Below are 21,594 nucleotides of genomic sequence, written 5' to 3' on the forward strand. Positions count from 1 at the left end.
CACCCTCTCTTAAACTGTCATACACTTCAAATTTTCAGAAACGATAAAGTGGGCCCCTGTCGTTGCTTTAATATCCTCTATAGTCGTATCTTCCGCGATTTCCTCTAAAACCATGACTCCCTCTTTTATGGTAAAAACACCTTTTTCCGTAACAACCATTTCAGCCGATCGAATTCCGCTGCTCGGATAGGTAAGTTCTTTTACGAGTTTAGGAGATAGGTCTTTAGATTGATGGGTAATAGCGACGATAATTTTTTTGGCCCCTGGAATTAAATCCATTGCGCCGCCAACGCCGAGAATATCGGATCCAGGAATTGCCCAGTTTGCTATTTCACCTTTTTCACTTACTTGCAAGGCGCCTAACACTGCAACATCAATATGACCGCCGCGAATCATAACGAATGAATCGGTGCTCGAAAAAATCGAAGCACCTGGATCAAGTGTTACGGGATGCTTGCTTGCACTTATGCAATCCATATCGATTTCACTATTTGGCGGTGTCGATCCCATTCCGAGCATCCCATTTTCGGATTGGAGAAATACATGCTGGCTCGGTTCTAAATAATCGGGGATTAATGTTGGTATACCGACACCAAGATTTACGACCGATCCTCCTGTTAACTCCTTTGCGATGCGCTTTGCAATCATCACTTTAATATCGTGAAGGCTTTTCAACGTAAACACCACCTTTTTTCTCGTAGCTGCTTTGGACGATCAAATCAACATAGTTATGAGGTGTCACGATGCTCTCCGGATGCAGTTCTCCAACCTCAACGATTTCATCGACCTCTGCTATGACCAAGTCTGCAGCTGTTGCCATCATCGGATTGAAATTTCTGGCCGATTTGTCATAGACCAGATTTCCAAGTCGATCTGCTTTCCAAGCTTTAATAAGAGCGATTTTTCCTCGAATTCCTTCAATTAATATGTAGCGCTCATTATTGAAGATTTTTTCTTCTTTGCCCTCAGCAAGATGTGTGCCAACTGCTGTTTTAATATAAAAGCCACCAATGCCTGCCCCGCCAGCACGGATCGCTTCAGCCAATGTTCCTTGAGGAATTAATTCAATTTCAAGCTCCCCTTTTTTCCACGCTTTCACCGCATCCCGATTCGAAGTGAAATATGAACCGACAGCTTTCTTTAAATGACCAGTTGGCAGCAGCTTTCCTAAACCTTTGCCAGCTTCTCCGAGATTATTACTTATAACAGTTAAATTTCTGGCATCATTTTGCTTGGCGATCGTATCAATTAATGTAAATGGCGTCCCACAAAGGCCGAACCCGCCAACTAAAACCGTGTCGCCGTCTTGAATATTGGCAATCGCTTCCTCTGCGCTCGTAAATTTATCTTTATAGATGGGCTGAGCCATTTCAATCCCCCCTTCACAGCCATTTCAAATAGTGAAATGCCGTTTCATTTAATGATGTTTTTTATAACCTATTCAAGGATAGGTTGGTTAAGTGACTTTAGAAGTGAAGCCGCATTTTCGCGAAATCTCTTCAGCTTTTAATAGTAAACGCTCGATTATTTCGCTTGTCTTTTCTTCCTGAAAATGGTCGCCAGGAATCGCGACTGTCAATGATCCAATGACGTTAGCAGTATGGTTTTTGATTGGAACAGACATTCCTAACGTACCTGAAACGAATTCTCCATAGCTAATCGAATAGCCATTGGCTTTAATCTCTTTTAAAAGTGCACGTAATTGATCGATGTTTTTCACGGTTGATTCTGTAAATGGGGATAATTTTATTTCTTTTAAAATTTCTTCCTGCTCCTGTTCCTTCATAAAGGCTAGCAATAATCGGGGCGCCGACCCTGCATATAATGGGGTGCGCAAGCCAATACGAGTAAATAATTTCATCGGCCGATCAGTCTCAACCCTTTCGACATAGACGGCTTCCATCCGATCAAGAATGACAAGATGCACAACTTCGTTTATTTCATTGCGCAACTCCTCCATATATGGGAGCGCGATTTTTCTTAGCTCCATTCCTTCCGCGACGATATTGCCAAGTTCAAACAAACGGAGTCCAAGCTGATAGTCTTTATCTTCCAAATTGTGTTCATTGCGCATTAAAAACCCTTCTTCTTCCAGCGCCCTCAACATTCGGTAGGCGGTCGGTTTTGCCAAGCCAGAATACTTTGAGATGTCCGCCAGTGACCGTTTCGGATTTTCCAACGTGAAATATTGTAATAGTCTTAAAGCTTTAATCACACTTTGGTTCATCGCAATCCCCAATGTTATTTATTCTTTACAGGTTTATGTTCCGTTTGATATGAATAGAAGCCTTGGCCGGATTTTTTACCTAATCTGCCTGCCTTAACATACTTGATTAACAATGGGCATGGCCGGTATTTTTCTCCAAGTGTTTGATACAAATATTCCATATTTCTTAGTCGAGTGTCTAAACCGACAAGGTCAGCTAGCTCAAGGGGGCCCATTGGGTGATTTAATCCAAGCTTCATCGCTTTATCAATGTCTTCGGCAGATGCGACTCCTTCCATAAGCATATTCATTGCTTCATTTCCAATTAGACAGTTCATTCTGCTCGTGACAAAGCCTGGAAACTCATTGACTTCAACCGTTTCTTTGCCAAGTTTTGCTCCGATTTCTTGCGTTTTTTGCACTGTTTCATCTGAAGTATCAAGTCCTCGAATAATTTCAATCAGCTTCATTTTATGAACCGGATTAAAAAAGTGCATTGCGATACAACGATCGGGTCTATTCGTTTGTGAAGCGATTTCCGTCGGGCTTAATGTAGATGTATTCGACGCTAAAATGGTATGCTCTTGGCAAAGCCGATCAAGCTGTTTGAAAATATCCATTTTCAAGGCGATGTTTTCATAGACAGCTTCGATCACGATATCAGCATGAATCACAGCTTCTTCTAATGAAGTCGTGTATTGAATGTTACTTAATGCTTCATCAACCTTTGCGGGATCCACATACCCGCGTTCAGCACTTTTTCTCATTTCCGTAGCGATTTGATTTTTCGCAAATAAAAGGCTTTCCTCTTGAATGTCCTGTAAAGTCACTTGAAAACCACTTAAAGCGGCTGTATAGGCGATTCCCCTTCCCATGGTTCCAGAACCAATTACTGAAAGAAAATTCATTAATTATCCTCCTCCATCAAAAATTTCCTTATAAACCTATTATCAATCTTATTACCCTCTAAAATCTATGGACAAATTCTACAAAAATACTAGGGTATTTCACTGAATATTTATATATTTCTAGCAATTCATACAAATCGATTTATTGTTATTGAATCTATCTGGTTTTATTCAGCCAACGGAATGATAAGGATAGGAATGTAAATACACATCCTTCTTTCCACTCAAATATGGAATGATGAAAATACAAGGGCATCCTGATTAGTCGATTTTCGGCTAATCGGGATGCCCTTTCTTTTCCCCTTGTAAAGCATTCATTTTTTAATAGTCAACCTTTACTAACAGGAAGTCTCTTGGAAAATGTCAATTCACCAGTTAAAAATTTGTGTACTCTTCTACTTACAGTTAATCCACTTTCTATAGCTCCGTCAATAAAGCCAGCCCATCCGTTTGCATACGTAGTTCCCGCTAGGAAGACAGCATTTTCAGGTGTATTCCATTCTTGATGATATGAAGTTAACTGATTTGGCTTCAACATCGGCCATGTTTCTAGTGAAAATTCATCGTTCACCCAGTCATGGCCTGTGCTCTCAATTACTTCAATGTCCGGAATCCAGTACTGTAATGCCTTTTCAACTGCAATTTTGTCACTTGGATCAAGCCAATTGGCGCTTGGCCCAAAGCCAACCACGATGGTATCACCACCTTGATAGCGATCCAAATGAACAGAGTTTAAAGGATAGTTGCCTGGTGCTAATGCATCAAACGGCTCCAATTTCCCTTTCACTTTTGCCCATACCTTTACTCCTTTTGAAGTTTGTCCTTCCTTCGAAGATGCCCGTTTTTCAAGAGAAAGAGCTGGTTGAAATTCAATTTTCTGCAATGTTGTAAGTGGAACCGTGACAATTACAGCTTTCCCGATAAATGTTGAACCATCTGTTGTCATAACTTGTACTCTATTTTCTGTTTGTTCAATCTTGTTAACAATACTTAAAAATTGTATGTGAGCATCTGCATCCGTAGCAATTGCTTCTATCAGTGCTTTTGTCCCTTGTTTTAACTTGTATCCAGAAACGCTTGCACTATGGGTATCCCAGTTACCCTGTGAAAATGCCCACCATCGAAAAATTTGGGTAACAGCGCCTTCTCCAGGTGCTCCGCAAAAATCTGAAGTGACCCAGCCGTGTAAAATATCATATTCCTCTTTTGTAAGGCCAAAATCCTTCATAAACTTTTCAGCCGTAATGCTATCCATTTCTTTCATTAAAGGAGAATTTAAAGGCTGATAGGGAAGAGGCAAATACTTATTGCTCTCACTCATTAATCTTTCAACAGTATTTCGCAATTTCTGCTTAAATTCTTCTGTTGAGGTAGAGTAAGTTTTTCCATCAGAAATCCAATACACTTTTTCAGCTTTCGGTCCCGAGGTAATTTCCAAACCATAACGAGTGATCTCAGTCCAAACATGCGGTTGATGCCAATGAACATACGTCCCTCCCATTTCAAGGTCTGAACCCAAACGGTTATCTACCCAAGTTCTCCCACCTATGCGATTTCGTGCTTCTAAAACGAGAACTTTATGACCTAATAATCGTAGCTCTCTTGCTGCGGTTAACCCAGAAAATCCTCCTCCAACGACAATAACGTCAAAGTTATGCAATTTCTCCAAAGAACTATCCCCTTTCATAAAATAAACTGCAGCTCCACGTTAATGGAACTGCAAAGATTATATATTTAGATTTCTTCGTTCACAGCTGAAGTAGTTTGATCGTCCGTGTTAACAGGCAAAGCAGCGTTTCTCCTAGTAAACATGAAATAATAATATAAGTAGCAAGCAACTACAAAGCCGAATCCCCAATAGAGCGATGTACGCTGTGTCGGATCAAAGGCTGTAAAAGCAAAGATGAATAGACACATAACAATACATAAGATCGGAATAAATGGGTAGAGGCGGACTTTAAATTTCAAATCCTCTACTTTTCCCCCATTTTTAATGTATTGCCTACGGAAACCGATTTGGGCCATCGCAATGGCCATCCACGTTAGTGTTCCGCCAATTCCACTAATGGAAAGTAAAACAACGAATAGCGTATCCTCTGCAACAAAACTTGTCAACAGGGAGAGTAGTGCAAAGGCCAATGTGACTAATAATGCATTTGATGGAACTGCGCGCTTATTTAATTTTCCGAAGACCTTTGGAGCCATTCCGCTCTGGGATAGAGAGTAAAGAATACGCGTACAGGCAAATAATCCAGTGTTTCCAACTGATAAAATGGCAGTCAAAATAACAAAGTTCATAATATCAGCGGCGTACGGAATACCAACCATATCAAATACGGTAACAAATGGACTTTCAAGCACTCCTGCCTCTTTCCATGGGACGAGGGCTGACAAGACAAACATCGCCAAAACATAAAATATGAGAATCCGAAAGACAATATTGCGAATCGCTTTCGGGATGTTTTTCTCTGGTTCTTCCGTCTCTCCTGCTGCTACCCCCATGATTTCTGAACCTTGAAAGGCATAGATGACAGTCATCATCGAGATAAACACACCGATCATTCCAGCTGGAAGTATTCCATCTCCAAGGAAGTTCGAGAAATATGGTGCGGGTTGAGCTTCCATATTAATGAAGCCAAACATTGCTCCTAAGCCGATAATGATAAAAAGAATAACTGCAAGAACCTTAATTCCGGCAAACCAATATTCAGTTTCAGCAAAGCTTCTTGTTGTTAGTGAATTAATGGAGAACAGTAAAATGATAAAGATTGTACACCAAATCCAGACGGGAACATCAGGGAACCATCTCTTCATTAATAAGCCTGCAGCAACAAACTCGAGTCCTACATATAAAGCCCAGCTTAGCCAATAAATCCAGCCAACGACAAATCCAGTCGCAGGACCGATATACTTTGTCGCATGAGCTTGGAAGGACCCGGAAACTGGCATAAAGACTGACAATTCCCCTAAGCAAACCATCGCTAAATACATGAGAAGCCCGCCTATTAAATAGGCAAATATCGCTCCGGCAGGGCCTGCCTCGCCAATTGCATACCCAGAACCTAAAAATAATCCTGTTCCTATGATGCCGCCTAATGACATCATGAATAAATGTCTGCTCTTCATTGAGCGTTTTAACCCGGGCTGATTCTCTTGGGTAACTGCCATTTTTTATACACCTATCTTCCATTTAAGAATAGTAATCATTTTCAGGAAGCGCTTACACAAAGGTGATTTTTAGACAAATAATTTTAGTCTCTTAAAATGCAGTCGATTGTTTATCCGTTTTTAAAGGCAGTTCACCTTCTAAATTTTTTTGTAGAAGTAGATGAAATTGGTGTACACAGTTTTCTGTCAGTGAAAATCTGCCTTGCGTAAAGACACCCGTTTCTAACCCTTTTTGAACGACCTCACAAATATCGAGATCCTCTTTTCTTACTAGCGCGTCAATAGCCATGAGTTCTTCTTCTTCCTTCGTAATTTCATCTGTTTTAAAGAATGTCGTATATACATACTTAGTTGTTTTATGATCGATTGGAATAGATTGGTGGATGGATAGATTAGCAGGACCCGGATCAAAGGAAAACCAAGTATTTGGATAAAGCCAGTAATATCTTCCGCCTTGTCCGAGGCCAAAATCCCCAGTCAGCCCTTTTAGTGGTGTGCCTTGATAGGAATAATTATCATACATTGCAACTTCGTATTGATTCATATCCAATTTAGAAACGAGTGCTTTATGAACGATCGAGCAATGATCACATTCTAAGTAATTATCGATGCCGATTTTCCAGTTTGATTTGCAGATCGTCTCCTTTACGCGGACTCTTTTAAAGCTAGCAAGATCATACTTCTTAACATGTTGAAAAAGATCTGGAAATTGTGAGGACATAGAAGGTGCATTTGGATCTAAATTAATAAAGATAAAGGATTCTAATACTTCTAATCTAATTGTTTTCAAACAATAATCTTCATGATTAAAGTTTTCAACACCATTCATATTCGGAGCTCTATGAAGCGAGCCGTCTAGGCGGAAAGTCCATGCGTGATAAGGACAAGTGAAAACTGGCTTATTTCCTTCTCCTTCTGCTAGTTTTGCAGCCCGGTGTGTGCAAACATTATAAAAAGCGCGCAATTCTCCATCTTGGCCATATGATATGATAATCGGCCGATCGGCTACTTCCATCGTGATATAATCACCTGGTTTAGTAAATTGGCTCGTATGACCTGCATATTGCCACGTCTTGCTGAAGATTACTCTTTTCTCAACGTCTAAAACTTCCGGCTTTGTATAGAGCCAGGATGGCAATGTATATGCTTCGCTCAGCTTTTCACTCACCCTTTGTTCTACCTTTTTCACTTTAAAAACCTCCTTAATATTGATAGAAATTATGACATAAAGTGCTAGAGATAATGAATTAATTGTAAATAATAAGTCTTCTAAATAATATGTATACTTTAAACAAAAATTTGGGCTATTCGTCATGTTATATTGGATTTTTTTCTAAATAGGGGGGTAAAAAAACTGTATATCCAAATAGACGGATCATACAGTTTTTTCACTTGTATTCAATTAGAGTATTTTTTTACTTACGAAATAAGTTTATTTAAAAATTGCAATGTTCGTTCATTCTTCGTTTGTTCAAAAATTTGTTGAGGAGTCCCTTCCTCGACAATGATCCCTTTATCAATGAAAATGACCTTATCCGCTGCCTCACGGGCAAAGTTCATTTCATGGGTGACGACCACCATCGTCATTCCTTCATTGGCGAGTTCCTTCATTACCTTCAAAACTTCTCCAACTAATTCCGGGTCTAATGCGGATGTTGGCTCATCGAAAAGCAGAACTTTTGGTTCCATCGCCATCGCTCGAGCAATCCCTACGCGTTGCTGCTGACCGCCGGATAACTGGAATGGATAATGGTTAGCCCGCTCCTTTAACCCAACTTTTTCAAGTAAGTGCAGGGCTTTTGTCCGTGCTTCCTCCTTACTTTGTTTTCGAATAATGACGAGACCTTCCATTACATTTTCTACGGCCGTCATATGAGGAAACAAATTATACCCTTGAAACACCATTCCAGTTTGTTGTCGGAATTTGATGACCGTGTCTTTTGGGATTCGCTTATGATCCTGAAACTCTAAAGAGAAATCACCAAGCTGGATCTTCCCTTTAGTCGGTTCTTCTAGTAAATTCAAACAGCGTAATAAAGTGGTTTTTCCTGATCCCGACGGCCCGATAATACAAACGGTATTCCCTTCTGCGATTTTTAGGTCAATTCCTTTTAATACTTCTGTTTTGCCAAATTGCTTATGCAGATTCGCTATCTCAATCACAAGAATCCCCCCTTAGCTAGCTACATAACGATCTAGTCGTTTTTCCATTCTTCCTTGTGCATAAGAAAGAACGGTACTGAACATTAAATAAATGAAGGCTGCTTCACAATAGAGAACCAATGGCTCATAGGTTGTTGCTGTGATTTGCTGAGCCACTCTGAACATTTCAGTCACCGTAATGGTAGCCGCTAATGATGTGTCCTTTACTAAGCTAATAAAACTATTAGACAGTGGCGGAATCGAGACCCTTGTTGCTTGCGGAAGAACAATTCTCCTTAAAGCCTGGCGATAGCTCATCCCGATTGAGTAAGCTGCCTCCCATTGTCCTTTTGGTATAGAAAGGATAGCTGCTCTGATCACCTCCGAATTATAAGCACCAACACTAATCGTAAAACCGATAATAGCCGATGGCAGCGGACCGATCGTTATCCCGATGCTTGGGAGCCCATAAAAAATAATAAACAGTTGAACAAGCAACGGTGTTCCCCTAATTATCCATACATAAAATCTAGCAACGGCATCAAGAACTTTAATTCCCGAAATTCGTGCCATTGCTGTGAGCAAAGCAAGAATGAGACCTAAAACGAAAGAAATCAGGGTCAATGGTACGGTAAATGCAACCCCAGCCTTTAACATCGGTAAAAAGGAGCTTAGGATAATATCAATGATTCGTTGCAATCTTTCATCAGCAATCATTCTACTTCTCCTTATTTAGAAACATCTTTTTGGAAATATTTTTCGGAAATGCTCAAATATTTCCCATCTTCCATCATGTCGGAAAGTGCTTTATCCACTGCTTTTACAAGCTCTTCATTCCCTTTTCTGAACATAATTCCCATTACTGCAGGCTCTTCAAGCTCTGCTACCACTTTGACCGGTGCATCAGGTTTCTCCTTTTTATAATCAAGGAAAGACAATCCATCGTTTACAACAGCATCGACCCGCTTGGACGTTAATAAATCGATTCCTTGGTTAAATCCTTCAACTCCAACGATTTCCGCACCATGAGATTCTGCAATATCTCGATAATTACTTGTTAATGACTGAGCAGATTTTTTTCCTTTTAAATCTTCAAATGTTTTAATCGTGTCATTGTCTTCGTGGACAATTAAGTATGGTTTGGATACGATATATGATTGTGAGAAATCGTATTTTTCCTGACGGTCTGGACGAATGCCTACTTGGTTCGCGATCATATCGAATCGCTTTGAATCAAGTCCGGCAAATATTCCGTCCCATGGCGTTTCGATAAAATCTGCTTTCACTCCAAGTCTGCTTGCGATTTCCTCTGCAATTTCGATATCAAAGCCTGTCAATTTTCCTGACGCATCATGGAAGCTAAATGGTGCATATGTGCCCTCTGTCCCAATCTTAATAACGCCATCTTTTTTAATTTGCTCGAGCAGATTGGTCGATTCCTTTCCTTGATTTTTTGTCTGCTCTGCTGTTTGATTATCTGCCTTTCCGCAGGCAGCAAGCAGAAGTGCTGCGAATAGCGTGAAAACGAATAATTTAAAACCCTTTTTCATATTGATAATTCCCCCTTTATTTTAGTGAAGAAAATAGCGGTATGAATCTACCAGAATATAACTTTATTTACTATTTTGTCTATTATACTTTACAGCGTTAAATTAAACTATTGAAATATTCATTTTCATTATTAATTTGGTATTATTCCGACTTTTGATCTAATGCCATTTCAAGGTCCTGCCAAATATCTTCAACATCTTCAATCCCAACAGAAAAACGAACGAGACCATCAGAAAGACCAGCTTTTTCTCTTTCCTCTTTCGGCATGATGGCATGTGTCATTGATGCCGGATGTTGAATTAGGGTACCAACATCACCAAGAGAAACAGCTAATGTGCATAGCTTTACGGAATTCATCAATTTGACACCCTGCTCATAGCCCCCTTTTAAAACGAAGGAAATCATCGCCCCTGGACCCTTCATTTGTTTCCCCATAATACTTCGGTCTTGGAAACTTGCAAGTCCAGGAAAATAAACTCGGTCAATCGCTTTATGTTTCTCCAAGCGTTCAGCCAAAATTTGCGCATTTTCTTGGGAGCGATCCATCCGAACATGCAATGTACGTATTCCTTGGCAGAGAAGCCAAGCATCCATTGGGGCTAATGTTGCTCCCATTGTTTTTTGCACTTCTTTCCTCATTGGGTTAATAATTTCTTTACTGGCAACGACAAGCCCGCCGATAAGATAACCGTGACCTGATAAATATTTTGTTGCGCTATGGACGACGATATCAATGCCACATAAAATTGGATTTTGCAAATATGGCGATAAAAATGTATTATCTACGATTGTTAACGCTCCCTTTTGCTTGGCAACATCTGCAACACTTTTCATATCGACTAATGAAAGTTTCGGATTCGATGGAGTTTCAAAGTAAATCACCTTCGTTTTAGCTGTCATAAATGGTTCAAGCTCTTCACCTGTTTTAAATGGAACAAATGAAACATCTATGCCAAATTTCTTGACGGTTGTACTTAGGAAAGCATGTGTCGCTCCATATAAATCTGTATGCGCAATTACATGATCACCAGCTTGCAATATGCCAAGAAGGCATCCAGTTATCGCTGCCATACCCGAAGAAAAAGCAAGACAAGCTTCCCCAAACTCTAATTCTGCTACTTTTTCTTCTAATTCGCGAACATTTGGATTGCCAAGGCGGGAATACATAAAACCTTCGTCCTCTCCCGCAAACCGTTTTGCGCCTATTTCCGCATTGTCAAAAACAAATGTGGATGTCATATATACAGGGGAAATATGAGAGCCATGACCTGGATCTTTTTTAACATTTACTAGTTTTGATGAATAGTTCATTTTCGCAACTCCTCCTTAATTTACTATGTAATTCGGCTTGTTTCTTATTCTTCCTGCTAGATTTTTTTCAATTATTATTAATATATATGACTAGTTCTAAAAGATTATAAATATAATTCATGTCCTCGAGCTTAGAAAGATATTTAAATTCATTTTGTTGTCATTGTGTCCGTTATCATGGCTTAAAGGACAGTTCAGGGGCGAGTGAAAGTTAAAGTGTCCGTTATCATAGCTATAATGGGCAGTTCAAGGGCATGTGGAAGTCAAAGTGTCCGTTATCATGAGATTAAAGTACTGTTCAACCGAACTCTGTAGACGAAATGTCCGATCAGAAAAATGAATAGGATGATGCAATCATGAGTGCTTCAAGGAACGTGTTAATAAGGAAATATGTAAGTGAAGTGTGCAATGAACTACAAAAAGGCCGGCAGCCTTCAAAGAGGCTAACCGGTTATAATAAATATGTGTCACCAAATGACCTTCCAATTTTGATTCAAGGAAGCTTGGATATATTTTCTTTTCCTAATATAATTTGCTATGAGCTCTGACATATCCATTGGAATCTCTTTCACGACGGGCTTGTCTTTAAACATCATATAATTACCGCCGCCTGTCGCACGATAATTATTCATCACGACATCGAACGTGGAATCGAGGTGTAAAGGCTCACCTTTAAAATGTAATTTTGTCACACGTTGTCCAATCGGTTTGGAAATATCTAAAATGTATTCGATGCCTTCCCACATATCATAATTATAATGTTGCGGTTTTGGCTCTATAAACGAGGGATTTACGGCAATTTCTCCCGCTTGATCAATGGTAAAATAACTTGCACTTTGCTCGAGCGCTGCTTTAATATCATGTCCCGTTAAACGCAAAACGGTCAATGTATTCGGATAAATATAGTTAGCGACAATATCCCGCATTGTTACATTTTTAGGAAAGCCCGGTGAGGAATTATCGAATAATGCGGTATTCGATATTTCTACACCTGCTACATCCATTTGAACATAGTTAATGAATTCAATAAGCGGATGATCTTGTATCCTAACTTGTAACGGGTCGGTTATCAGCATATCGTGGTCTAAAATACCAATCGGCGTATCGAGCCATTTTTGTGTCTTTTCTTCATACAATGCAGCAAGCTGAAGGACCTCTCTATCCGCTTCAACATCATCCACCAACAACAAGTCTGAGTTTTTTGCAACTATCTCTTTTTCTTTATTTAAAGTTAAGGTTACTTTCCCTACTGCCTGTCCTTTAAAAGATGGCTGAATAATTTCTACTCCATTTATCATACCTGTAAGCATTCGATGCTGATGCCCTGTCAGTAATACATCAATTCCTTCGATTTCTTGACAAATGGCAAATCCTTGATTTTCGCCTGATAGGACTTCCGTTGGCTCTCCTGTTCCTAAATCCCTCTCAAAGCCACCATGATACGAAACTATCAATACATCTGGTTTCTCATTTTCCTTAATATATGAAACCCACTTCTTTGTCTCCTGCAGCGCGTCACTAAATTCAATCCCTTGAATATGTTCAGCTTTTTCCCAATTTGGGATGTAATGTGTCGTTATTCCTAAGATGGCAATTTTCACAGTTTTTACTTCTTTAATTATATAAGGTTTACCGAAATAAGGGCTACCTGATATTGAATCAAGCAAATTTGCCGATAGCCATGGAAATTTAGATTCATTTATAGCTTGTTCTAGGAACTCAAGACCATAATTGAACTCATGGTTGCCAATAACGGCTGCATCATAAGCCAATTGATTTAGGAGACGTACCATCGGTTGTTCTTGTTCTCTTAAAAATTGTGCATAATGATACGTTAAGGGCGAACCTTGAATAAGATCGCCATTATCAATTAATAGTAAATGTGGGTCTCTATCCTTTTCCATTTTTATTTTCGTAGCAATCTTACTAAAACCCCATTCTACTGGCTCGTTATTTGCATAATGAATAGGATAAATGGTTCCGTGAATATCAGATGTACAAAGAATAGTTATCTTAATTGACTGTTCATTATCCACCAATTACAACTCCATTATCTTTTTCGATCATTTTCGTTAATTCATTGTTTATTAACAAATATGTGACACCGTACTCAGGCAATACTTGTCTGCCACGCCTAGGAATTAATCGTTCCGGATGAAAACTATGAAGTGGGATGAAGAAATCCGGGTCGAATTCGTCGAGAATATATTGTAAGTGATTCGGAATGGCGTGACCGGATGTCCCAACGAGAACGTGCTCAATGCCGATTCGTTCTAAGAAATTTTGCAAGTTTTGATAGGATGGATCAAAATCTCCTAATGGGACACCATTTGAATGAATATATACACCATTTGCTACATTTAAATCAAACATTTCCATTGTATTCTCATAACTATTCTGCACGAAATAATGCGAAGGATGTTCATTGATTTTTTTTGCATCCAATATTTCATATCGTTCCAATAAAGACTTCTTCCATTCTAATATAGAACCGTTTTTCACTTCAGCTATCGTTTCGGATGATAGATATATTGCGAATTCACTGTCTGGGATGAATAAAGATGCAAGATATGCGGTTTCAGGCTCAAATACAACTGTTCGTTTTGTATTTTTTCCTGCAGTTAAAATACCTTCAATTCGATCGATATTTCGATTGTAAATATTGAAACAGCCGATTCCATTCGTTTCTTCCAATACTTCTTCTACTTTTCTCGGTAATTGAGCTTCCGTTAATAAATTCTCTGGAAGTTTATTCGTTGAAACCAATGGCTCACGATGTTCCTCCACACTTCTTAGAGTCGTTCCTTCCATAATAAGAACATCAAAACCACGCTCTTTTGCTTTCTGAATCATTTGCTCTGTTCGCTCTGGATAGTTTCCATGTAAACGTAGATCACCTGTGTAGAAAATAGATCCCTCTGGCGTTTCTATATGGAAGGCACAAGCCCCAAGAACGTCGTGATCTACTTGGATTGGGGTGACTGTGATTTCTCCTATCCGGAAAGACTGTTCGTAATCACAAAGCTGATATTCTCGATTACCTGGTACACCTTCTCCGATTGTATCAAGAGAACGGTAAAGCTTAAGTGAGTCGCTTGTTAAGTAAACAGGTATTTCAGGAGCAATCGTTCCCATGGCACCAATATGATCAAGATGAATATGGGAAATAATCACAGCTGTTTGCCGCTTGTCTAATTCAGCAGGAATCACTTCTTCATTTCCCGCTAAGTCTTTATCGGAATAGAGACCATCGATCTTTGGGATCATTCCTAACCGTAAATAATCTTGAACAATCGAAGTCGTACGCAACTTTAGCTTTCCATCAAAAAAGTTTGTTGCAGGATCGTATTTTAATCCAAAGTCAAACACCACTCTAGAATCTTTATATTCCACTGTCACGATCGTTCCGCCAATTGTTCGTAATCCGCCCCAAAAGCGAATCTTTGTCTGTTCGAACGTTGTCACCCAAAACACCTCTTCTTCATTTGAAAAGAGGAATCGATACATGATTCCTCTTTGTTTAATAAAATTATTTCGCTTTATCAAGTGCGTTTTGTGCACCTTTTGCTGCATCTTCTAAACCTTGATCTACTGTTTTTTGGCCGAGAAGAACAGATTGAACTTCTTTAGATACAGCATTCTTCATATCAAAAGCCCCGATTGGACGTGGATCGTAAAAGCCAGATTCGAATTGAAGTTGTCCCACTCCGTATACTGGGTTTTCCTCAACATATTGCTTCCAAGCTGGATCTTCTAGGGCAGATGTACGGACAGGTAAATATCCCGTTTCTTTCGCCCAGAAAATAGTTTGTTCTTTGCTTGTCATGAATTTCATGTATTCCCATGCAGCTAATTTTTCTTCATCTGTGGCAGAAGAAAATACAGTAATGTTCGTGCCTTGGAAAGAAGTCGCTGCCTCTTTTCCTTTTGGAAGTGGAGCCGCTGACCAGTTGATATTCCCTTCAGCTGCTTGTGACACGAACGGAATACCAGCTGATGAGCCGATATACATCCCTGTGTCCCCGCGACCAAATGGGTTAGACATGTATTCATCTTCTCCAGCTAATCGTGCAATCCCATCAATCATCATACCATTTAAGAAATCAAGTGCTTCCTTTCCTTCTGGTGAATGAAACATAATTTTATTGCTTCCTTCTTCAAGGAACGTTCCACCCGCTTGTCTAACCCATGTAGGGAATGATGTCCCGATTGAATTCTCAAGTCCGAGCCCAACAATTTTTTTATCTTTATTCGTTAATTTTTGAGCAACATGACGAAGCTCTTCCCAAGTTGTTGGTGCTTCTAAATTATTTTCCTTAAACATATCTGTATTATAATAAAGAATTTCTGTACTTTTGTTGAATGGAACGCCATATAATTTCCCGTCCCAAGTATTCGCATCGCGGAAAACCTTAACAATGTCGTTGAACTCCTCGTCTGTCAACCCATATTTTTCATCATGCAAATATGGAGTTAAATCTGTAATAAGATCATTTTGGATATATTGTGTCATCCAATCTTCATAAGCTTGAGACATGACAGGTAATGTATGTGCTTTTGCAGAAGCCATTACTTTTTTAGAAAGGTCGCCATAGTTCCCTTGGCTGACAAGTTTAACAGTGATTTTATCTTGAGATTTATTAAAATCATCCGTCATTTTTTGTAATGTTTCACCTAAATGTCCGGTCATGGCATGCCAAAATTCAATTGTCACTGGTTTATCAATCGTTGTCGTAATCCCACTTGCTCGCTCACTTTTTGAATTTGATTTTTCATTGTTTGATGAATTCGTTGTTGATGAACCATTTCCACAAGCGGCTAGAACAAATGTTAAAATGGCTGATATGGCTAATAATAGGACTCTTTTCACTGAATAAACCCTCCGTTATCTTATTTCAAATATTGCAGCTTGCCTATTACAGGAATTTTATACGGTGGAACACCACCTCCTTAAAGTCATATAGTTGATCACATATATGACTTTTCAAACGTTCTTTATCCTTTAATGCCCGCTCTTGCAACACCTTCAATGATGTACTTTTGTAAAATGATGTATAAAATAATCATTGGCAAGATAATCATTGTCGATGCTGCCATTAATAGCTCGTACATCGTACCTGATTCTGTACTGAATGACGTTAATCCAACCGGGAGCGTTCGCATTTGCTCTGAGCTTGTGACAATTAATGGCCATAGAAAGGCATTCCAGCTACCAATTGCTTTTAATAAAGCAATCGTGATTAAAGCTGGCTTTGCAAGGGGGACCATGATGGACCATAAAAATCGGAAATCACTGCACCCGTCCATTTTTGCTGCAAATGATAACTCCTTTGGAATCGAAAGGAAAAATTGTCGTAATAGAAAAATACTGAAAATACTCGCTAACCATGGGATAATGAGAGCCTCGTATTGATCAATCCACCCTAAATTTGCGAGTGTGACAAAGTTAGGAATTAACAATACTTCCCCTGGTACCATCATCGTTCCGAGTAAAATAGAGAATGCAATATCTCTTCCATAAAAGTTAATCCGAGAAAAGGCATAAGCCGCTAATATTGTCGTAATTAACTCACCTAGTGTACTGGCTATGACGACAAGCAAACTATTCAATGTATAGCGAGCAAATGGTGCCATTGCCCACGCTGTTGTATAATTGTCCCAGTGAAAAATAGCTGGGATCCATTTTGGCGGCATAATCATGACCTCATTTGGGGCTTTTAGAGAGGTACTAATCATCCATACGAATGGCAAAACCATTAACAGACCGCCAATAATTAATAATATATATATAAAGCCTTTCGAGAGAGCTTCCCTTTGCACCTTTCTCCCTCCTTTTTTAATAATTAACCTTACGTTTGCCTACATAAAGTTGTACAAGAGTCAGGATAAAAATAACGATAAACAAAGCATAAGCTGCTGCTGAAGCAACACCAAAGTCCCATTCTCCATAGAATTTATTAAAGATATAATACACAACGGTTTGTGCACTGTTTGCAGGACCAGGCTGCCCGCCAAATAATGCAAATACTTCATCAAACACTTTAAACGAGTTGATAATCGATATAATCGAAATAAAAAATGTCGTTGATGATAACAATGGGACCGTGATGTTTTTAAATCGTTGCCACGATGATGCTCCATCAATTTTCGCAGCTAAATAGTATTGTTGATTAATATTCTGCAGCCCAGCTAAAAAGATAATAATGTTATAACCGAGTCCCTTCCAAATCGCTAAAATGATAAGGGCTGGCATGGCCATATGAGGATCTGATAACCACTTAATTGGCGATACGCCAAAAAATCCAAGAAAGTAGTTAAGTAATCCATATTGAGTATGGAAAATCCAGCGCCATACGATGGAAACCGCTACAACCGACGTAACGAATGGAATAAAATACACTGTTCTGAAAAAACCTCTAAATTTAATCTTTTGATTTAATAAAACAGCAATACCTAAAGAAAGGATTATAGAAATGGGCACTACGCCAATGACAAAAATCATTGTATTTTTCATAGAAAGCCAAAACTCTGGATCATTAAAAATATAAAGATAGTTACTTAATCCTCTCGCGTATACCATATCTTTAAAATAGTCATAGTCGGTATAAAAGCTCATTAAAAAGGACTTTATTATCGGATAAATATTAAAAGTGATAATAATAAGCAAGGCGGGAGCTAAATAGAGCAAGGCTTTAAGCGTTTTACCAATAGTTGGATTATCGTTCAACAAGGCTCCCTCCTAGTCCGTTTTAGTTTCTAGCAAACTTTCTCCAGTATGAGCATCGAATACATGTGCACGGCCAGGAAGAATGCCTAATTTAACAACATCTCCTCGCTCAATTCGAAAATCTGGAGACACAATCGCTCGAATCGTTTTATTCTGAACTTCGACATTCAACAAGTGATCACGGCCAATCCGTTCGACCATCATTGTTTTTCCGTGAATTCCTTGCTTATTTTCATCCTTTTCAACATAAAAATCCTCTGGTCTGACCCCTAGTATTACTTGCCTAGCATGAGAAATCTTTGTTTTCAATAGAGATGACAGGGAAATAACATCGCCGGTTCCGCTAATTGAAACTTCTTTTAAATTGTCCATTATAGAAGCTGGACATAGATTAATAGGCGGACTTCCTAAAAAACTAGCTACAAACTCATTATCTGGATAATCATACATCTCTTCGGGTGGACAAAACTGTTGGAACTTCCCATCCTTCATTAATAAAATCTTATCCGAAATACTCATCGCTTCTTCTTGATCATGAGTAACGAAGATTGTTGTGATTTTGACTTCCTGCTGGATTCGTCTAATCTCTTCTCTCATTTCTAGACGGAGCCTAGCATCTAAATTAGATAGAGGTTCATCCAAGAGGAGAATTTTTGGTTTTTTTACTAATGCACGTGCGATTGCCACACGTTGTTGCTGCCCTCCTGATAATTGCCCAGGCTTACGATCCAATAAATGACCAATTTGCACGAGTGCTGCCATTTCTCTTGCCAACTCTTCTGCTTCCTTATTAGGTACTTTTCTCATCTTTAAAGGAAACATGATATTCTTTAAAACAGTTAAATGCGGATACAAGGCATAATTTTGAAATACCATTCCAATTTCACGGTGTTCAGGTTCAATTTTATTCACGAGACGATCTCCAAAAAAGATCTCTCCAGCCGTTGGTTTGTACAATCCGGCCAGCATAAATAATGTTGTACTTTTTCCGCAACCGCTAGGGCCTAGCATGGAAACTAATTCACCGTCTTTGATCGTCACATTCAGTCGATCAACTGCTGTTGTATTATTAAATTGCATGGTGACATCTTTAAGTTGTACTTCCAAGATCGGACCTCCTACGTATTTTTCATTTCTATTTCAATATATCATCCGATCCTCTATGTAATATGAAGCATTTGTAAGGTTATTGTTAAGATATGGTTATCTTTGAGTAAAAGTAAAAGAAAAGAAAAAAGGCAGGATTGTATGTAATCCGGCCCTTTTCATGTTCTATAATTGATTTTAGTTGGTTCTTTTTCTTTTTTGAAATAAGCGTGTGACCCCATAACCTAATAAAGCAAACAATATATATACAAAAACGTAACCAAGTGCGCTGCTATTTGCCCATAATGAAATAGTTATGACAAAACCGAGGATAGAAATAACTAATGGAATGAAAATGTTGCTTTTTAATATGGCCGTTATTACACCTTGTATTAGAAAAATAGCTGGATAAAGAACAATTAGTGAAATGAAGAAATATTTGTGATCAGTATGTTGAAAAATCACATCCGTAAAAGAAAAATATCCAATCTTAATAATGGCTATTGCTGGAAGCATTATATTTAAAAAATGATATAGACGCTGCCTTTTTATCCTTGCTCCCTCCTTTGAGGAATGTAATAAATTTTTCTAATTTAATATTTTCTATAATTAATCTATGTTGATTTTTTCGAAAAGTGCATCTAACCAAAAAAGCCGGCAGCCTTCCAAGGGGCTAACCGGCTTTAAATAGATTTATAGATAGGCATGCTCGTTTTCTGATCGTTCGTAGCAAACCTCACCATTAATAATTGTTTGCTCAATATTGGTGGTCAATAATTCATCCGGTTCGATATCGAAGAGATTTTGCGAATACACGGTCATATCTGCATACTTCCCTCGCGTTAAAGTTCCCTTTACAGCTTCTTCATTAGTCGCCAATGCACCGCCATACGTAAAGATGCGCAATGCTTCTTCCATTGTTAATTTCTCACTTGGATTATAGCCGTCATGTGTGTCGTGTGGAGCACGACGAGTAATCGCAGCATGAATGCCTAGCAAAGGTTCAATAGGTTCAACCGGGGCATCGGATCCGCCTGCACACATGATGCCTTCGTCTAGCATTGATTTCCACATATACGTATTGTTTGCACGCTCCCAGCCGATTCGGTCCGCAATCCACGGGAAGTCCCCGACGATAAATCGCGGTTGGATATCAGCAATAATATGAGGGCTTTTTAATCTATGCATTAAATCCTTGCGAAGTAAAGACGTATGAATGATCCGATCCCTGAAAGCCACTTTGGGAAATTGGTCTAACATGTTGAGGACATTTTCCAATGCTTGGTCACCAATCGTATGCACAGCTATTGGCATTTTCGCATCGCGTGCTTCTTTGAACAATCGGTATAATTCTTCCACGTGGTGGATTTCACTTCCCGCATTTTCCGGATCATCCTTATACGGAGAAGACAGATGGGCAGTCCTTCCGCCAAAGCTGCCATCAGCGAAAAACTTGACGGCACCAATTTGCAAGGAAGCATTCCCGTATCCAGCATACATTTTACGCTCAACCAGTTCCTTCACATGAGGATAATAAATTAATAGATTACAACGTAAACCAAGCTTTTCGTTGTTTAATAGTTCATCATACATTTTCCATGTTTGATCGATACCACCAAAGGTTCGCAAGTCCTCTGTATGGACACTTGTAAGTCCACACCTCGTAGCAATTTGGATCGCCTCTTTTAAGCCTTGTTTATACTGATCGTAACTCGGCTCAGGAATATGCCTTTCAATAATTTTTGAGGCAGTTTCAAGCAACAGACCGGTCGGCTTTTTTGTTTGCGGATGAAGCACAACCGTTCCACCATCTGGGATGCTCATATCTCGATGATACCCTGCTAATTCAAATGCCTTTGTATTTGCTAAATAAACATGGCCGCAAACTCTTGTCAGGAATACAGGGGTATGTGGCGCAACAAGGTCGAGTTCTTCGATATTAGGCAAAATGCCCCCAGCAAAACGGTTTTCGTCCCAGCCTCTGCCGAGAACCCACTCCCCTGCAGGAATCTCGGCAACTCGCTCCTTGATTGCTTGCAGCAGCTCACCCTTTGATTCAATTTTTCCTAAATCGAGATTCATTAATTTAGTAGCAATAGAGGAAAGATGCAAATGACTATCAATTAAACCTGGAGTAACCATTTTTCCTTCTAAATCCTTTATCTTTACATCATGACGTCCCCATTGTAAAAGCATATCATCACGGCTTCCCATATCCGTAATCTTTCCATCCTGGACCACAACTGCTTCTACTAAAGGCTGATACTGATCAAGCGTGTAAAACTGTCCATTTGTAAAAATTGTTGTCATAGCGTACTCTCCTCTTGTATTATTTGCTGTCATGAACATTGCATAGTGGCCATTTTGTACGTGGTCCACCCAAAACGAGTGCCATGGACCTACCATAGTGACCATTTTTACTGAAGTCCCCTAAAAACGAGTGCCATGAACGGTTCATAGTTGCCGTTCTAACTGAAATCTCGTAAAAACATATG

18 protein-coding genes are annotated in these 21,594 nt (G+C 39.2%); all 18 read right to left on the reverse strand.

Going from position 1 to position 21,594, the window contains the following annotated elements:
* Positions 1 to 9 precede the first annotated feature (9 nt).
* Positions 10 to 648: a 3-oxoacid CoA-transferase subunit B gene (locus F7731_RS15510; RefSeq protein ID WP_151535793.1), complete on the reverse strand. Its 639-nt coding sequence runs from the start codon at positions 646 to 648 to the stop codon at positions 10 to 12.
* A 4-nt stretch (positions 649 to 652) separates the two neighbouring features.
* A complete protein-coding gene (locus F7731_RS15515) occupies positions 653 to 1,369 on the reverse strand; it encodes a CoA transferase subunit A (RefSeq protein WP_151535695.1) in 717 nt (238 codons plus the stop codon).
* Between the two features lie 87 nt (positions 1,370 to 1,456).
* Positions 1,457 to 2,227, reverse strand: coding sequence for an IclR family transcriptional regulator (locus F7731_RS15520; protein ID WP_151535696.1), 771 nt, complete (start codon positions 2,225 to 2,227; stop codon positions 1,457 to 1,459).
* 14 nt (positions 2,228 to 2,241) lie between these two features.
* The gene (locus F7731_RS15525) at positions 2,242 to 3,114 is read right to left on the reverse strand and encodes a 3-hydroxyacyl-CoA dehydrogenase (RefSeq protein WP_151535697.1); all 873 of its coding nucleotides are present in this window, start codon (positions 3,112 to 3,114) and stop codon (positions 2,242 to 2,244) included.
* Positions 3,115 to 3,442: 328 nt separating this feature from the next.
* Complete coding sequence (locus tag F7731_RS15530) at positions 3,443 to 4,783, reverse strand: flavin monoamine oxidase family protein (RefSeq protein ID WP_246197234.1); 1,341 nt, start codon at positions 4,781 to 4,783, stop codon at positions 3,443 to 3,445.
* 65 nt (positions 4,784 to 4,848) lie between these two features.
* A complete protein-coding gene (locus F7731_RS15535) occupies positions 4,849 to 6,282 on the reverse strand; it encodes an amino acid permease (RefSeq protein WP_151535699.1) in 1,434 nt (477 codons plus the stop codon).
* Positions 6,283 to 6,373: 91 nt separating this feature from the next.
* Positions 6,374 to 7,471, reverse strand: coding sequence for an aromatic ring-hydroxylating oxygenase subunit alpha (locus F7731_RS15540; protein WP_151535700.1), 1,098 nt, complete (start codon positions 7,469 to 7,471; stop codon positions 6,374 to 6,376).
* A 230-nt stretch (positions 7,472 to 7,701) separates the two neighbouring features.
* Entirely contained in the window at positions 7,702 to 8,445 is a 744-nt protein-coding gene (locus F7731_RS15545) for an amino acid ABC transporter ATP-binding protein (protein ID WP_151535701.1), read from the reverse strand.
* Between the two features lie 12 nt (positions 8,446 to 8,457).
* On the reverse strand, positions 8,458 to 9,141 hold the full coding sequence (locus F7731_RS15550) for an amino acid ABC transporter permease (RefSeq protein ID WP_151535702.1): 684 nt from the start codon (positions 9,139 to 9,141) through the stop codon (positions 8,458 to 8,460).
* Between the two features lie 11 nt (positions 9,142 to 9,152).
* The gene (locus F7731_RS15555; RefSeq protein ID WP_151535703.1) at positions 9,153 to 9,974 is read right to left on the reverse strand and encodes an amino acid ABC transporter substrate-binding protein; all 822 of its coding nucleotides are present in this window, start codon (positions 9,972 to 9,974) and stop codon (positions 9,153 to 9,155) included.
* Between the two features lie 142 nt (positions 9,975 to 10,116).
* A complete protein-coding gene (locus tag F7731_RS15560; protein WP_151535704.1) occupies positions 10,117 to 11,286 on the reverse strand; it encodes a trans-sulfuration enzyme family protein in 1,170 nt (389 codons plus the stop codon).
* Positions 11,287 to 11,753: 467 nt separating this feature from the next.
* Positions 11,754 to 13,322 carry a bifunctional metallophosphatase/5'-nucleotidase gene (locus F7731_RS15565; RefSeq protein WP_151535705.1) on the reverse strand — a complete coding sequence of 523 codons (1,569 nt, stop codon included), beginning with the start codon at positions 13,320 to 13,322 and terminating at the stop codon, positions 11,754 to 11,756.
* Complete coding sequence (locus tag F7731_RS15570) at positions 13,315 to 14,751, reverse strand: MBL fold metallo-hydrolase (RefSeq protein ID WP_246197235.1); 1,437 nt, start codon at positions 14,749 to 14,751, stop codon at positions 13,315 to 13,317. The genes F7731_RS15565 and F7731_RS15570 overlap by 8 nt, the downstream gene beginning before the upstream one ends.
* Positions 14,752 to 14,815: 64 nt before the next feature.
* Positions 14,816 to 16,156 carry an ABC transporter substrate-binding protein gene (locus tag F7731_RS15575; protein WP_151535706.1) on the reverse strand — a complete coding sequence of 447 codons (1,341 nt, stop codon included), beginning with the start codon at positions 16,154 to 16,156 and terminating at the stop codon, positions 14,816 to 14,818.
* Positions 16,157 to 16,281: 125 nt separating this feature from the next.
* Positions 16,282 to 17,106 (reverse strand): carbohydrate ABC transporter permease, encoded by an 825-nt coding sequence (locus F7731_RS15580; protein WP_151535707.1) that lies wholly within the window; start codon positions 17,104 to 17,106, stop codon positions 16,282 to 16,284.
* Between the two features lie 16 nt (positions 17,107 to 17,122).
* Positions 17,123 to 18,013, reverse strand: a complete 891-nt coding sequence (locus F7731_RS15585; protein ID WP_151535708.1) for a carbohydrate ABC transporter permease — start codon at positions 18,011 to 18,013, stop codon at positions 17,123 to 17,125.
* Between the two features lie 12 nt (positions 18,014 to 18,025).
* Positions 18,026 to 19,120 carry an ABC transporter ATP-binding protein gene (locus F7731_RS15590; RefSeq protein WP_151535709.1) on the reverse strand — a complete coding sequence of 365 codons (1,095 nt, stop codon included), beginning with the start codon at positions 19,118 to 19,120 and terminating at the stop codon, positions 18,026 to 18,028.
* A 672-nt stretch (positions 19,121 to 19,792) separates the two neighbouring features.
* The gene (locus F7731_RS15595) at positions 19,793 to 21,409 is read right to left on the reverse strand and encodes an amidohydrolase (protein WP_151535795.1); all 1,617 of its coding nucleotides are present in this window, start codon (positions 21,407 to 21,409) and stop codon (positions 19,793 to 19,795) included.
* Positions 21,410 to 21,594: the final 185 nt, after the last annotated feature.

This window comes from Cytobacillus depressus (assembly GCF_008923245.1).
GTDB classification, from domain to species: domain Bacteria; phylum Bacillota; class Bacilli; order Bacillales; family Cytobacillaceae; genus Cytobacillus; species Cytobacillus depressus.

Excerpts from the sequence above, each read along its gene's own strand:
- F7731_RS15510 (WP_151535793.1), bottom strand. The coding sequence starts at position 648 with ATGATTGCAAAGCGCATCGCAAAGGAGTTAACAGGAGGATCGGTCGTA.
- F7731_RS15515 (WP_151535695.1), bottom strand. The coding sequence starts at position 1,369 with ATGGCTCAGCCCATCTATAAAGATAAATTTACGAGCGCAGAGGAAGCG.
- F7731_RS15520 (WP_151535696.1), bottom strand. The coding sequence starts at position 2,227 with ATGAACCAAAGTGTGATTAAAGCTTTAAGACTATTACAATATTTCACG.
- F7731_RS15525 (WP_151535697.1), bottom strand. The coding sequence starts at position 3,114 with ATGAATTTTCTTTCAGTAATTGGTTCTGGAACCATGGGAAGGGGAATC.
- F7731_RS15535 (WP_151535699.1), bottom strand. The coding sequence starts at position 6,282 with ATGGCAGTTACCCAAGAGAATCAGCCCGGGTTAAAACGCTCAATGAAG.
- F7731_RS15550 (WP_151535702.1), bottom strand. The coding sequence starts at position 9,141 with ATGATTGCTGATGAAAGATTGCAACGAATCATTGATATTATCCTAAGC.
- F7731_RS15555 (WP_151535703.1), bottom strand. The coding sequence starts at position 9,974 with ATGAAAAAGGGTTTTAAATTATTCGTTTTCACGCTATTCGCAGCACTT.
- F7731_RS15560 (WP_151535704.1), bottom strand. The coding sequence starts at position 11,286 with ATGAACTATTCATCAAAACTAGTAAATGTTAAAAAAGATCCAGGTCAT.
- F7731_RS15595 (WP_151535795.1), bottom strand. The coding sequence starts at position 21,409 with ATGACAACAATTTTTACAAATGGACAGTTTTACACGCTTGATCAGTAT.